At 73.6% G+C, this 13,147-nt stretch carries 13 protein-coding genes and 1 pseudogene; 7 read left to right on the top strand and 7 right to left on the bottom strand.

All coding sequences use genetic code 11. The features are described from left to right. Window positions 1-35: 35 nt before the first annotated feature. A complete protein-coding gene (gene paaK, locus IF46_RS0119320; protein ID WP_030489744.1) occupies window positions 36-1,343 on the bottom strand; it encodes a phenylacetate--CoA ligase PaaK in 1,308 nt (435 codons plus the stop codon). Between the two features lie 77 nt (window positions 1,344-1,420). After that, window positions 1,421-1,870, bottom strand: a complete 450-nt coding sequence (locus IF46_RS0119315; protein WP_030489743.1) for a MarR family winged helix-turn-helix transcriptional regulator — start codon at window positions 1,868-1,870, stop codon at window positions 1,421-1,423. A gap of 136 nt (window positions 1,871-2,006) precedes the next feature. Between IF46_RS0119315 and IF46_RS0119310 the strand changes: the two genes are divergently transcribed. From IF46_RS0119310 to IF46_RS0119280, 7 genes are all read left to right on the top strand, one after another. Further along, a complete protein-coding gene (locus tag IF46_RS0119310) occupies window positions 2,007-3,227 on the top strand; it encodes an MFS transporter (protein WP_232234092.1) in 1,221 nt (406 codons plus the stop codon). Window positions 3,228-3,368: 141 nt separating this feature from the next. Then, window positions 3,369-4,127, top strand: a complete 759-nt coding sequence (locus IF46_RS0119305; RefSeq protein ID WP_030489741.1) for a class I SAM-dependent methyltransferase — start codon at window positions 3,369-3,371, stop codon at window positions 4,125-4,127. A gap of 58 nt (window positions 4,128-4,185) precedes the next feature. Then, on the top strand, window positions 4,186-4,662 hold the full coding sequence (locus IF46_RS0119300; protein WP_030489740.1) for a fluoride efflux transporter FluC: 477 nt from the start codon (window positions 4,186-4,188) through the stop codon (window positions 4,660-4,662). Continuing rightward, window positions 4,659-5,021, top strand: coding sequence for a fluoride efflux transporter CrcB (gene crcB / locus IF46_RS0119295; RefSeq protein ID WP_030489739.1), 363 nt, complete (start codon window positions 4,659-4,661; stop codon window positions 5,019-5,021). The genes IF46_RS0119300 and crcB overlap by 4 nt, the downstream gene beginning before the upstream one ends. Window positions 5,022-5,076: 55 nt before the next feature. Continuing rightward, a complete protein-coding gene (locus tag IF46_RS0119290; RefSeq protein WP_030489738.1) occupies window positions 5,077-5,601 on the top strand; it encodes a PadR family transcriptional regulator in 525 nt (174 codons plus the stop codon). Further along, window positions 5,598-6,278 (top strand): ABC transporter ATP-binding protein, encoded by a 681-nt coding sequence (locus IF46_RS0119285; protein WP_030489737.1) that lies wholly within the window; start codon window positions 5,598-5,600, stop codon window positions 6,276-6,278. The genes IF46_RS0119290 and IF46_RS0119285 overlap by 4 nt, the downstream gene beginning before the upstream one ends. After that, window positions 6,275-8,428: an ABC transporter permease gene (locus tag IF46_RS0119280; RefSeq protein ID WP_030489736.1), complete on the top strand. Its 2,154-nt coding sequence runs from the start codon at window positions 6,275-6,277 to the stop codon at window positions 8,426-8,428. The genes IF46_RS0119285 and IF46_RS0119280 overlap by 4 nt, the downstream gene beginning before the upstream one ends. A gap of 12 nt (window positions 8,429-8,440) precedes the next feature. On the opposite strand, the pseudogene IF46_RS0119275 reads toward IF46_RS0119280, so the two are convergent. The 5 genes and pseudogenes from IF46_RS0119275 to cbiE form a co-directional block, all read right to left on the bottom strand. After that, window positions 8,441-9,385: pseudogene (locus tag IF46_RS0119275) on the bottom strand (sirohydrochlorin chelatase); the annotation flags it as partial. Next, window positions 9,382-9,978: a precorrin-8X methylmutase gene (locus IF46_RS0119270; RefSeq protein ID WP_030489734.1), complete on the bottom strand. Its 597-nt coding sequence runs from the start codon at window positions 9,976-9,978 to the stop codon at window positions 9,382-9,384. The gene IF46_RS0119270 and the pseudogene IF46_RS0119275, both read right to left, overlap by 4 nt. Then, window positions 9,975-10,172 carry a DUF362 domain-containing protein gene (locus IF46_RS0119265; protein WP_036392574.1) on the bottom strand — a complete coding sequence of 66 codons (198 nt, stop codon included), beginning with the start codon at window positions 10,170-10,172 and terminating at the stop codon, window positions 9,975-9,977. The genes IF46_RS0119270 and IF46_RS0119265 overlap by 4 nt, the downstream gene beginning before the upstream one ends. Then, window positions 10,160-11,890, bottom strand: coding sequence for a precorrin-3B C(17)-methyltransferase (cobJ, locus tag IF46_RS0119260; protein ID WP_030489732.1), 1,731 nt, complete (start codon window positions 11,888-11,890; stop codon window positions 10,160-10,162). The genes IF46_RS0119265 and cobJ overlap by 13 nt, the downstream gene beginning before the upstream one ends. Then, window positions 11,887-13,125 carry a precorrin-6y C5,15-methyltransferase (decarboxylating) subunit CbiE gene (gene cbiE, locus IF46_RS0119255; RefSeq protein WP_232234091.1) on the bottom strand — a complete coding sequence of 413 codons (1,239 nt, stop codon included), beginning with the start codon at window positions 13,123-13,125 and terminating at the stop codon, window positions 11,887-11,889. Before cbiE ends, cobJ begins: the two co-directional genes overlap by 4 nt. Between the last annotated feature and the right edge of the window lie 22 nt (window positions 13,126-13,147).

Here is a 13,147-nt window from a genome sequence, read left to right as displayed (position 1 = left end):
AGGTTGGTTGAAGTCCCCGGTATCTCGGACAGCGGTCAGGCGGACGGTCGCTGGTCGACGATGCGGCGCATCTTGCCCATCGACCGTTCCACCGTGTCCGGTGCGAGGACGTCGACCGCGACGCTCACGCCGATGGTGTTCTTCACCAGCTCGACAAGTGTCGCGCCGGCCCGCTCGGCGGCGTCCACGGCGACGCCGGCCCGCCGCTCCACCCGCACCGTCAGGGTGTCCAGCCGACCGCGCCGATCGAGGACGCACTGGAAGTGCGGCGACAGCTGCGGGGTCCGCAGGATCAGCTCCTCGATCTGGGTGGGGAAGATGTTCACTCCACGCAGGATCATCATGTCGTCGGTCCGGCCGGCGATCTTCTCGATCCGACGCATCGGCCGGGCGGTGCCGGGCAGCAGTCGGGTCAGGTCGCGGGTGCGGTAGCGCACGACCGGCATAGCCTCCTTGGTCAGCGAGGTCAACACCAGCTCACCGCGCTCACCGTCGGGCAGCACGGCACCGCTGACCGGGTCGACGATCTCCGGGTAGAAGTGGTCCTCCCAGAGGTGCAGCCCGTCCTTGGTCTCGACGCACTCGGTGGCCACACCAGGCCCCATCACCTCGGACAGCCCATAGATGTCGACGGCGTGGATGTCCAGTTGCTGCTCGATCTCGTAGCGCATGTCCTCGGTCCACGGCTCGGCCCCGAAGATGCCCACCCGCAGCGAGGTGGCGCGCGGGTCGATGCCCTGGCGGCGCATCTCGTCGACGATGGCCAGCAGGTAGCTGGGCGTGACCATGATGACCTCGGGCTCGAAGTCGCGGATCAGCATGACCTGACGCTCGGTCATGCCACCGGAGACCGGGATGACCGTGCAGCCCAACTCCTCGGCCCCGTAGTGCGCCCCCAGACCGCCGGTGAAGAGCCCGTAGCCGTATGCCACGTGCACCCGGTCGCCGGGGCGGCCGCCGGAGGCGCGGATCGAGCGGGCCATCAGGCGCGCCCAGGTGCGCAGGTCGTCTCGGGTGTAGCCGACCACCGTCGGGCGGCCGGTGGTGCCGGAGGAAGCGTGCAGACGGGCGATGCGCTCCCGGGGTACGGCGAACATGCCGAACGGATAGTTGTCCCGCAGCTCCGCCTTGCCAGTGAGCGGGAAGCGGGCCAGGTCGCCGAGGTCCCGGCAGTCGTCGGGGTGCACCCCGACCGCGTCGAACGCCCGGCGGTAGTGCGGCACGTTGTCGTACGCGTGCCGCAGCGACCAGCGCAGTCGGTCGCGTTGCAGGGCGCGCAGCTCGTCGACGCCGGCGCGCTCGATCGGCTCCAGCTCCTCGGGACGAGGGGTGCGGTCCTGCATCGGCTGCCTCCTTGGCGCGGCGGTCCCGGTGGGGCTGCGGGTACCGTACGCCCGCCGTCAGCCGGGCCGGCGGGCGGTCAGCGGGCGGCCGGCAGCCGGTGCAGGGCGTCGACAAGCGGCGCCAGCTCGGGGGTGGCCTCCGCCTGGGCGAGCGCGTCGGTGAGCACCCGGTCGTGGGTGGGTCGGGTCTGCGCGAGCAGCTCGGAGCCGGCCGGGGTCAGCTCGGTGTAGATGCCGCGCCGGTCGTCGGCGCAGAGGATCCGGGTGAGCAGGCCACGCTGCTCCAGCCGGGTGACCAGGCGGGTGGTGGCGCTGCCGGAGAGCGCGGCGGCCCGGGCGAGCTGGCTCATTCGCATGTGCCAACCGTCCTGCCGGGAGAGCGCGTCGAGCACCGTGTATTCGACGACGGAGAGGTCGTGGCCGGCCTGCAACGCCCGCTCCAGGGAGGTCTCGATCAGCCCGTGCAGGGCGGCGAGAGTGCGCCAACCCTGCGCGCGGATCTCGATCGCGTCGTCGCCGATGCCCATGCCGCCTCCTGGGATGTGATCTGGACTGACCCCAGGCTACCACGCTTGCGCCGATATAGTGCGTGTGCAAGTATCTGGTTGTTGGCGCGTGTAGTTGCACGCGCCTTGTATCTGCCCCCTCCCCGATGGGAAGTCCATGTCCGTACGTCAAAAGTCCCTGCCGCCCGGCCTGATCGCGCTGGCGATCGGCGCCTTCGGCATCGGGCTGACCGAATTCGTGATCATGGGGCTGCTGCCCGAGGTGGCCGCCGACTTCGCCGTCACCGAGCCGGTGGCCGGCTGGTTGATCTCCGGCTATGCGCTCAGCGTGGCCGTCGGTGGGGTGGCCCTCACCGCGGCGGTTACCCGGCTGCCGCGCAAACCGGTGCTGCTCGGCCTGATGGTGCTGTTCATCATCGGCAACCTGCTCTCCGCCGTCGCCGGCGACTACTCCGTGATGATGGCCGGCCGGATCGTCGCCGCGCTCTGCCACGGCGCGTTCTTCGGCATCGGCGCCGTGGTCGCCGCCGGCCTGGTCGCACCGGCCCGCCGGGCGGGCGCCATCGCCATGATGTTCGCCGGCCTGACCATCGCGAACGTTCTCGGCGTCCCGTTCGGCACCTTCCTCGGGCAGCACTTCGGCTGGCGGTCGACGTTCTGGGCGATCACCGCCATCGGCGTGGTCGCCCTGATCGGGCTGGCCCTGCTCATTCCGGGTGGCGACGCCGTCAACGGCGACCGCCCGGCCGCCGGGCTGCGCGGCGAGTTGCGGGCCTTCACCCACACCCAGGTCTGGCTCTCCCTGGTGATCACCATCCTGGGCTTCGGCGGCATGTTCGGCGCGTTCACCTACATCGCCTACACGCTCACCGAGGTCAGCGGCTTCGCCTCCAGCACCGTGCCGTGGCTGCTCGTGCTCTTCGGGGTGGGGCTCTTCGCCGGCAACCTGCTCGGCGGCCGGGCGGCCGACAAGTCGCTGTCGCGCACCCTGGTCACCGTCCTGGCGGTGCTCACCGTGGTGCTCGTCGGCTTCGCGCTGACCGCGACGAGCCCGGTGCTGACCATCGTCGCGCTGGTGCTGATGGGCGGGTTCGGCTTCGCCACCGTGCCGCCGCTGCAGATGCGGATCATGCATTACGCCCAGCAGGCGCCGACCCTCGCCTCCGGGGCGAACATCGCCGCGTTCAACCTCGGCAACGCGTTGGGCGCCTGGATCGGCGGAGTGACCATCGCTGCCGGGCTCGGCTACACCTCGCCGATCTGGGCCGGCGCGGCGCTCACCCTGGCCGGTCTGGGCGTACTCCTCGCAGCGCTGCGGCTGGCCCGCCGCGACAAGCCGTCGACGGCCGACGCGGAGCTGGTGGACGCGACGGTCTGACCGCACCGGGAGACGACGCCGGGCCGGGCATCCGCCCGGCCCGGCGTCGCTCTGATCATCGCCCCGCCATCATCTAGCAATTGCAAATTATGTGCAACAAGGTCTGGACAACGCGATCACGCCGTAACTAGCCTGTTCGCTATGAGTCCTTACATTGTGGATCCTTGGGCCTGGCAGGAGAGCTGGGACCGCCAGCAGGAGGCCTACCTACCGGACCGGGAGCACCGGTTCACCGCCATGCTCGACGCCGTCGACGCCGTCCTCGACGGTCGGCCGCCGCGCGTGCTCGACCTGGCCGGCGGCACCGGCACCATCTCGCTGCGGACCCTGGCCCGCTTCCCCGCCGCCGAGGCGACGCTTGTGGACCTCGACCCGGCCCTGCTCGCCATCGCCAGCGCCTCGCTGACCGGCCGGGCCACGATCGTCACGGCCGACCTCGGCACCCCCGAGTGGCGCAACGCGCTCCCCCACCGCGAGTACGACGCCGTGCTCACCGCCACCGCACTGCACTGGCTGCCGGCCGACCGGCTCAGCCAGCTCTACGCCGAACTGCGCGACGTGCTCCGACCCGGCGGGGTCTTCGTCAACGCCGACCACATGCCGGACGACACCCTGCCGGAGCTGACCAAGCGGCTGCTGGACCGAGCCCGGGCCCGGCGCAACGCCCGGTACGCCGCTGGCTCGATGCTGTCCTGGTCGGACTGGTGGGACCGGGCCGGCACCGACCCCGCGCTCGCCCCGCTGGTCGCCGAGCGACACTCGATCTACCCCACCGGGCACAGCCCCGAGTGGAACCCGCCAGTCTCCTGGCACCTGGCCGCGCTCACCGCGGCCGGCTTCAGCGAGGTCGGCACCCTCTGGCGAGGCGGCTCGGACGCCGCAGTCGCGGCAGTACGCTGACGCCGCTGTCGCCGGCAGTCGACTGACGCCACTGTCGCCGGGACTACGCTGAACAGCCGTGCCAGAGCCATTCGAGCCGCGTACCGACCCCGACGTCGACCTACACGTCCCCACCGAGCGGGGCGAGCTGATCGCCCGTCCCGCGACGATTCTCGCCACGATCGCGGCCGGTGGGGTGCTCGGCGCGCTGGCCCGGGCTGGCCTGCAACACGCGTTCCCGCACCCACCGACCGGCTTCGGGTGGGCCACGTTCTCCATCAACACGTCCGGCTGCCTGCTGATCGGCGCGCTGATGGCGGTGCTCGGGCACCTCGATGGCGGCCACCGGCTGGCCCGCCCGTTCCTCGGGGTCGGGGTGCTCGGCGGGTTCACCACCTTCTCCGCCTACGCGGTCGACGTCCAGCAGGCGCTGGTCGCGGGCGCACCGGGCACCGCGCTGGCGTACCTCGCCGCGACGGTGCTCGGGGCGCTCGTCGCGGTCGGGCTGGGCGACGCCGTCACCGCCGCAGCGCTGCGGCGGCGGGTGACCCGATGACCGTGCTGCTCATCGCCCTGGGCGCCGCAATCGGCGCCCCACTGCGCTATCTCACCGACCGGGCCGTGCAGTCCCGCCACGACTCGGCGTTCCCGTGGGGCACGCTGACCGTCAACGTGATCGGGTCACTGCTGCTCGGCGTACTCGTCGGGTGGCCGGCCGGCCCGGCGGTCGCCGCGCTGCTCGGCACCGGGTTCTGTGGCGCGCTGACCACCTACTCCACCTTCAGCTACGAGACGCTGCGGCTGGCGCAGCGCGGTCATCGCCTCCTCGCGCTCGGCAACGTCGTAGGGAGCGTCATCGCCGGGCTCGCCGCCGCCACCGCCGGCTACGCCCTGGCCCGCGTCCTGGCGGGCTGATCGGAACACACCGAGGGTATATACGCGAGGTATACCCTCGGTGTAGTCTCCTGGCATGAGCGTGCCACTGACTCTTCTCGGCCTCCTCGAACGGGAGCCCAGCCACGGTTACGACCTGAAGCGTGACTACGACGCCTTCTTCGGCCGGGGCAAGCCACTGCCGTTCGGCCAGGTCTACTCCACCCTCAGCCGACTGGCCCGCGACGGCAAGGTGGTGATCAGTGACGTCGCCCCCGGCTCCGGCCCCGACCGCAAGCGCTACATCATCACCGACGTCGGCGCTACCGAGGTCGAGCAGTGGCTGACCCAGCCGGTCGACCCGGAGCCGCACCTGCAGACGGTGCTCTTCGCCAAGGTCGTGCTCGCGCTGATGCTGGACCGGCCGGCCGCCGACTACCTCGACACCCAGCGCAGCGCGCACCTGCACCGGATGCGTGAGCTGACCGAGATCAAGCGCGCCGGCAGCCTGGTCGACGCGCTGCTCGCCGACCACGGCCTCTACCACCTGGAGGCGGACCTCCGGTGGATCGAGATGACCGGCGCCCGACTGGACGCCCTGCGCAAGGAGGTGCGGCCATGAGCGTGGTGCTCGAAGCGCGCGACGTGGAGTTCTCCTTCGGTCAGACACCCGCCCTGCGCGGCGCGAGCGTCGCCGTGGAGGCCGGCGAGATCCTCGCCGTCATGGGCCCCAGCGGCTCGGGCAAGTCCACCCTGCTGCACTGCCTGGCCGGCATCCTGGTGCCCGACTCCGGCGAGATCCTCTTCGACGGGTCGCGGGTGAACGCCATGTCCGAGACCCAGCGCAGCAGCCTGCGGCGGGACCGGTTCGGCTTCGTGTTCCAGTTCGGCCAACTCGTCCCCGAGCTGACCGCTGTGGAGAACGTCGCCCTACCGCTGCTGCTCAGCGGCGTACACCGCAAGCAGGCGCTGCCGAAGGCGCGGGCCTGGTTCGCGCGCCTCGGCCTGGACGGCCTGGAGGAGCGGCGTTCGGGTGAGCTCTCCGGCGGGCAGGCGCAACGCGTCGCCCTGGCCCGGGGCCTAGTCGCCGAGCCGCAGGTGCTCTTCGCCGACGAGCCGACCGGCGCGCTCGACTCGCTCACCGGTGAGCAGGTGATGGACCTACTGGTCGGCGCCGCCCGCGAGCAGGGCACCACTGTCATCCTGGTCACCCACGAGCCCAGGATCGCGGCGTACGCCGACCGCGAGGTCATGGTCCGCGACGGGCGCGTGAACGCGCCGGACCGGATCGCCTCATGATCCGCTTCGGGCTCCGCCTCGCCGTGGCCGGCGGCCGCGAGGCGCTCACCCGCCTGGTCGTCATCGCCGCCGCCGTCGCCATCGGCAGCGGGCTGCTGCTGACCACCCTCGCCGGGGTCAATGCGGTCAACGCCCAGCTCACCCGGTACGCGTCGATGTATCCCAACGCGTCGGCCGGCGCCGCAGATCCGCTGTGGTGGTCGACCCGGCAGGACTACTTCCACGGCAAGCAGATCATCCGGATCGACGTCGCCGCGACCGGCTCGACCTCGCCCACCCCGGTCGGCATCCCGAGCATCCCGGGTCCCGGCGAGTACTACGCCTCGCCCGCGTTGCGGGCACTGCTGGCCGCCCACCCGGCCGACGAACTGGGCGACCGCTATCCGGGGCGTGACCTGGGCGCCGTTGGGCTGGCCGCGCTGACCTCACCGGACACCCTGCTCGTCGTCGCGGGTGGCACCCCCGACGAGGTCGCCAACCTCCCGGCTGCGAAGCAGGTCACCAGCGTCGGCGACACCCCCGCCCTCCCCGAGACCACGGTGAACCTCATCCTGGGCGTGATCGCCGGCGGGCTGCTGTTCCCGGTGCTGATCTTCATCGGCACCGCCACCCGGCTCAGCGCGGCCCGCCGGGAGCAGCGCTTCGCCGCGATGCGCCTGGTCGGCGCGACGCCCCGGCAGATCTCGCTGGTCGCCGCGGTGGAGGCGGCGACCGCCGCCGTCGCCGGCACGGCCGTCGGCTTCGGCCTGTTCTACGCCTTCCGCGACCTACTCGCGGGCATCCCGTTCACCGGCATGCCGTTCTTCCCCAACGACATGTCCCTGGGCGTGCTGAACGTCCTGCTGGTGGCGCTCGGCGTCCCGGCCGGCGCGGCGGTGGCGGCCCAGGTCTCGCTGCGCCGGGTCCGGATCTCGCCGCTGGGCGTCACCCGGCGGGTCACCCCCAAGGCACCGCGCGCGTACCGGCTTATCCCGGCCCTGCTCGGTGTCGCCGTGCTGTTCTTTGCCATCGGCTTCAAGCCGGAGACGTCCGACGGCCAGACCGCGGTGTTCCTGCCCGGCCTGCTGCTCATCATGGCCGGCCTGGTCTTCGCCGGTCCCTGGTTGACGATGGTCGGCGCCCGGGTGATGGCCCGGTACGCCAACCGCCCCGCCGCGCTCATCGCCGCGCGACGCCTCGCCGACAACCCGAAGGCCGGTTTCCGGGCGATCAGCGGCATCATGCTCGCGCTCTTCGTCACGAGCGTCGCCGTCGGCGTGATCACCACGATCGTCGCCAACCGCGGCCCGGCACCGGTCGGCTCGACGGATGCGGGCACGGTGACCACAGTCTTCGACGAGAAGGCGCCGTCGGTGCCCGACACGCTCTTCGCGGACCTGCACGCGATCAGCGGCGTACGGTCCGCGACCGCGGTCCGCGAGAACCCGGAGGCGACCACCTCCGGCGAGGTGGGGGTGATCGCGTGCGCCGACCTGCCGACCGCGTACGGCCGGTGCGCGGAGGGTGCGACCGTCATCGAGGTGCCGATGGGCCTCAGCCGCTGGCGGGAATCGGCGTCGCCCGCGACGGTCTGGCCCGCCGCGTCGCTCACCCTCGACGAACTCCAGCGACTACCGGTGGTGTCGGTGGTCGTCGGCACGGACGGCTCCACCGCCGCCGTCGAGCGCACCCGCACCGTGCTGGAGGTCGCCTTCCCGACCTTCTGGGTCGGGCCGAACGTGCCCGGCGACTTCGAGTCGGACTTCGCGAACACGCTGCGCGGCTGGGAACAGTTGGCCAACGTCATCATCGTGGCCAGTCTCGCGCTCGGCGGGTGCAGCCTCGCGGTCAGCGTCATCGGCGGTCTCACCGAACGCCGACGCCCGTTCAGCCTGCTGCGCCTCAGCGGCGCTCCGGTGCGGGTCCTGCGTCGGGTGGTGGCGTTGGAGAGCGCCGTGCCGATGCTCGCCGTCGCCGCCGTCGCCATCGGCATGGGCCTGCTGGCCGCCCACCTGTTCCTGCGGGCGCAGATGGACTACACCCTCGTCGCGCCGCAGCCGGGCTTCTACGTGATCGTCGTCGTCGGGTTGGCCGCCTGCCTCGGCGTCATCGCCTCCACAATGCCGCTGCTGCAACGCATCACCGGGCCGGAGACCGCCCGCAGCGAGTAGTCGTCAGGTCGTCGGCCCGCCGCCAACCACCGCGACCGACCCGTGGTCGTGGTGGTCGGCGTGGGCGTACCCGTGGTGGTGGTGGTGCCCGACCGGGTCGTCGGGGTGGTCGTGCGGGCGTTGCGGACGACCCACCTTGTCGGCGAAGCCGGGCATCAGCACCCGGTACGCGCAGGTGTCGCAGTTCATCCGGATGTCCCCGCCCAGCGCCTCGGCGTAGCGCTCCAGAACGAGGTCGGCGAGGGCGTCGCAGTCGCCGATCACCTCGGCGACGCGAATGTCCAGGTCGGGGTGGGCGGCGGCGAACTCGGCCGACTGGGCGACGATCCGGTCCGGCAGCACCCCGGTGAACAGGAAGTACGGCGCCACGACGATCCGCCGCGCGCCGAGGCGACGCAGCCGTTCCAGCACCGCCGGCACCGACGGCTGTGCCAGGGAGATGAACCCCGGCTCCACGCCCGCGTAGCCGCGACCCTCCCAGAGCAGCCGGGCGACCTTGGCGACCTCGGCGTTGGCGTCCGGGTCGGTGGACCCCCGCCCGATCAACGCCACCCACGTGTCGGCCCGGTCCGCCGTGTCAGCGTGGACCGCACCGGCCAGCGCCGCGTCAACGCGCTGTTCGAGGGCGTCGTGCAGCAGCGGGTGCGGGCCGAGCGGGCGGCCGTAACGGTAGGTCAGCCCGGGATGGCGCTGCTGCTCGCGTCCCATCGCGGCGGGGATGTCGCCCTTGCCGTGCCCGGCGCCGGTCAGCACCAGCGGCAGCGCCACCAGCGCCCGGTGCCCGCGTGCGACGAGCGCGCCGACCGCGTCGGTCAGCGGTGGGCGGGACAGCTCGATGAAGCCACCCTCGACGTCACCGACGTCACCGCGACCGCGGACCCGCTCGACGAGGGCGGCGAACTGGGCGACCCCGGCCGCGCTGCGCGTACCGTGCCCGACAATGACCAACCCGGTCATGACTTCTCCTCGACGTAGAGCAGGGCGTTGAGGGCGGCGGCGGCGACCGCCGAGCCACCCTTCTCGCCCACGTTGGACACGGCGGGCAGGCCGCTGGCCCGCAGCGCGGCCTTCGACTCGGCGGCACCCACGAAGCCGACCGGCAGGCCGACGACCAGCGCCGGTGCGGCGTCCAGGGTGAGTAGCTCGACAAGCGCGGTGGGCGCGCAGCCGACCACCCAGACCGCTGCGGGCCCGACCCGCTCCAGGGCGATCCGGACGGCCGCCGCCGAGCGGGTGATGCCGGCCGCGCGGCCCAGGGCGGCGGCGGCCGGCTCGGCGACCGGGCAGACCAACTCCAGGCCGGCACGGGTGATGCCGGCGGCGACCATCGCCACGTCGGTGACCACGGGCGCCCCGGCGCGCAGCGCGGCCAGCCCCGATTCCAGGGCGGCCTCGTCACACACCAGGTCGTCGACGTACGCGAGGTCGGCGCTGGCGTGCACCACCCGTTCGGTCACCGCGCGCGTCAGCGGCGGTAGGTGTGACAGGTCAACCCGCTCGCGCAGAATGCGGTACGACTCGGCCTCGATCGGGTGCACCACCCGGCTCATCGGGCTCCTCCATGCGGGTCGGGCTCGACGACGCGGATCGCATCGACCGGGCAGATCTCCAGGCACTCCAGGCAGCCGGTGCACCGGTCGGCGCGGACCGTGAGGCCACCGGCGACCGGTCGGATCGCGTGCGTGGGGCAGGTGAGCAGGCAGGCCCCGCAGCCCTGGCAGGCGTCGATCGTCACGAACGCCACCGGTACCCCCGGGGGGTGACCATCCGGCCGGCGACCAGACGTGTGTCGCTGCTGCCGACCACCACGACGCTGTACATGTCGACGATGGCCGGGTCGAGCGTGGCCACTGTGGCGAGGTGCACCCGCTCGCCGGGGCGGCTGGCGTTGCGCACCACGCCCACCGGGGTGTCCGGTGACCGGTGCGCGGCGAGGATGCCGAGCGCCTTGCCGAGCTGCCAGTCGCGGGCCCGGCTGCGCGGGTTGTAGAAGAGCGTGACGAAGTCACCCTCGGCGGCAGCGGTCACCCGCCGCTCGATGACCTCCCACGGGGTGTGCAGATCGGACAGGCTCAGGTAGGCGTGGTCGTGGCCGAGCGGCGCGCCGAGCAACGCCCCGGCAGCGAGGGCGGCGGTCACGCCGGGCACGCCCACCACGTCGATGCGCTCGTCGGCGTACTCCAGGGCGGGGCTGGCCATCGCGTACACCCCGGCGTCGCCGGAGCCGATCAGCGCGACCGCCCGGCCGGCGGCGGCCTCGGCGACGGCGGCGCGGGCCCGCGCCTCCTCGGCTCCCAGCCCACTGGAGAGCACCCGGGTCCCCGGGCGGAGCACGTCGCGGACCTGGTCGAGGTACTGGTCCAGGCCGACCACCACGGCCGCGCGACGCAGCTCGGCCACCGCGCGAGGCGTACGCAGGTCGGCCGCTCCGGGCCCGAGCCCGACCACAGCGAGCCGGCCGCGCGGTGCGTGTCGGGCCACCGCCACGGTGGCCATCGCCGTCGCGGTCTTGCCAACCAGCAGCGTCGCGTCGTCGGCCCGGCCGTCCGGGCCGAGCAGGGCCGCGGCCTCCGCCACACTCGGCGTGCCGACCGCGGCGCGGACCACCTCGCTGGGGTGCGGCACGTCGATGGCCGCCAGCCGTGTCGCGGGCCAGGTCACCAGGGGTACGCCGAGCGCGTCGGCGGTGCTGCGGATGCCCGCCTCGTCGGCCTTGATGTCGGCGCTGGTCAGGCAGCGCAGGCTCGCCGGGTCCAGGCCCGCCTCGGCGAGCACCCGGTGCAGCAGCTCCGCCACCTCGGCGGCGGGTACGCCCCGACTCGCGCCCACGCCGGCGACCAGCGACGGCGGCCGCAGCACGGCGGTCCGCTCGTCGGGCGGCACCACCCGGTCGGTGACCAGCAGCCGGTACCCGTCGTCCCGCGGGTCGCCCTCGTCGGCGGCGCGCACGTTCGGGGGCAGGGCGGGCAGCGGCCAGTCGGCGTCGGCGACCAGCCGGACCGGCTCGCCGTCCAGGATGGCCCGGGACACCGCGGCGACCGCGCCCTGCACGGGCCAGCCGAGGGTGTCCAGCCCCGGCAGGCCGACCGCGTCGGTGGCGGTGGTGATCACCGGTCGGGCGTCCAGCAGGGCGGCGACCTGCTCGGCGAGCGCGTTGCCGCCGCCGGCGTGCCCACCGAGCAGCGCCACGGCGTGCCGGGCCGCCTCGTCGACGACCACCACCGCCGGGTCGGTGCGCTTGTCGTCGAGCAGCGGCGCGACGATCCGCACCACCGCCCCGGTGGCCAGGAACGCGACCACCGCGTCACACCCGGCCCAGGCCGCGCGCAGCGCGTCGGCGACGGTCTCCCCCTCCATCAGCCGGGCGTGCGGCCACGCGGCGGCCAGGGTGTCGGCGTGCCGGCGGCCGGCGACGGTGGCCGCCACCAGACCGATCCGGGCGGGCGGGTTCTGGTCGGTCACGGGCACTCCCCGGTAAGGACGACCACCGGGTTGGTGGCCGCGAGGCGGATCGACCCACCGGGCAGGTCGGCGAGGCGGGCGGCGGAGAGCTGAGCGCCCTCGACCAGGTAGCCGGCGGCGCGCAAGAGGCCCACAGCCGGTGCGACCCGGTCCAGTGCGGCCAGGGTGAGCACCACCCGCTCGGGTTGGCGGGCCACCACGGCGGCGAGGACGTCGACGCCGCCACCGCCGACGAAGACCGCGTCGGGCTCGGGGAGGCCGGCCAGCGCCGCCGGGGCACGTCCGGATACCAGCCGGACGTGCACCGCGTGCGCGGCGGCGTTGGCCTGGATGGTCGCGCCGGCCTCGGGGTCCTGTTCGACGGCGAGCACGGCCGCGCCGAGCAGCGCGCACTCGATGCCGACCGAGCCGCTGCCCGCGCCGACGTCCCAGATCAGCCGGCCCAGTCGGGGGCGCAGCCGGGCCACGACGAGGGCCCGCACCTCCGACTTGGTGATCATGGAGTCGCGGTGGGCGTACCGGGCCTCCGGCAGCGCCCAACCTCCGGCCGGCGCGGCGGCGGGCTGGTTGTCGACGCGCATCCCGCCGGGTGCGACCTCAGCATCGGCGAGGCAGAGCAGGACGTGCGGGTCGGACCAGGTCTCGGCGGCGGCCTGCTCGGGGGTCACCGCGCGGACCCGTTCGGCGTCGGTGCCCAGGTGCTCGGCGACCAGCAGACGGCGCGACCAGCCGACCAGACCGGCGCCCAGCTCGGCCGCGCCGGCGCCGGGTGCGGTGAGCACCGCGACCAGCGGCAGCGCCCGGCAGGCGTTCAGGGCCGCTCGCGGGTCGCGCCCGTGCGCGGTGACCACGGCGGCACCGTCCCAGGGCAGGCCGGCGCGGGCGAACGCGGCGGCCACACTGGAGACCGCCGGCACCACCCGCAGCGGCAGCCCGGCCGCGCGCAACCGCCGGACGATGCCGAACAGGCCGGGATCCCCGCTGGCCAGCACCACGGCCGGCACCCCGGCGACGACTGCCTCGGCGAGGCGGCGCAGGGCGGGGGCGATCGGCCCGAGGGCGATGGTGTCCGCGCCGGCCGGTACGGGCACCGCCGCCAAATGCCGGGCGGCCCCGACCACCAGCCCGGCGACGGCCAGCACCGGCGTGAGCGCGGGGTGCGGCGGAGCGCCGGCGGCGTCCAGGCCGACCACTGTCACACCGGTAGCCGAGGCGCCCGACGGGATCTGCGTCATCGGAGCCCCCGACGCCATCCGC

The organism is Micromonospora chokoriensis, assembly GCF_000718555.1.
In the GTDB taxonomy this organism is placed as follows: domain Bacteria; phylum Actinomycetota; class Actinomycetes; order Mycobacteriales; family Micromonosporaceae; genus Micromonospora; species Micromonospora chokoriensis_B.
The sequence above is the reverse complement of the archived record's forward strand: the minus strand, read 5'-3'. Positions and strand labels throughout refer to the sequence as shown.

Excerpts from the sequence above, each read along its gene's own strand:
- IF46_RS0119280 (WP_030489736.1), top strand. The coding sequence starts at position 6,275 with ATGATCCGCTTCGGGCTCCGCCTCGCCGTGGCCGGCGGCCGCGAGGCG.
- IF46_RS0119315 (WP_030489743.1), bottom strand. The coding sequence starts at position 1,870 with ATGGGCATCGGCGACGACGCGATCGAGATCCGCGCGCAGGGTTGGCGC.
- IF46_RS0119305 (WP_030489741.1), top strand. The coding sequence starts at position 3,369 with ATGAGTCCTTACATTGTGGATCCTTGGGCCTGGCAGGAGAGCTGGGAC.
- crcB (WP_030489739.1), top strand. The coding sequence starts at position 4,659 with ATGACCGTGCTGCTCATCGCCCTGGGCGCCGCAATCGGCGCCCCACTG.
- IF46_RS0119310 (WP_232234092.1), top strand. The coding sequence starts at position 2,007 with ATGTCCGTACGTCAAAAGTCCCTGCCGCCCGGCCTGATCGCGCTGGCG.
- IF46_RS0119290 (WP_030489738.1), top strand. The coding sequence starts at position 5,077 with ATGAGCGTGCCACTGACTCTTCTCGGCCTCCTCGAACGGGAGCCCAGC.
- IF46_RS0119270 (WP_030489734.1), bottom strand. The coding sequence starts at position 9,978 with ATGAGCCGGGTGGTGCACCCGATCGAGGCCGAGTCGTACCGCATTCTG.
- IF46_RS0119285 (WP_030489737.1), top strand. The coding sequence starts at position 5,598 with ATGAGCGTGGTGCTCGAAGCGCGCGACGTGGAGTTCTCCTTCGGTCAG.
- cbiE (WP_232234091.1), bottom strand. The coding sequence starts at position 13,125 with ATGACGCAGATCCCGTCGGGCGCCTCGGCTACCGGTGTGACAGTGGTC.
- paaK (WP_030489744.1), bottom strand. The coding sequence starts at position 1,343 with ATGCAGGACCGCACCCCTCGTCCCGAGGAGCTGGAGCCGATCGAGCGC.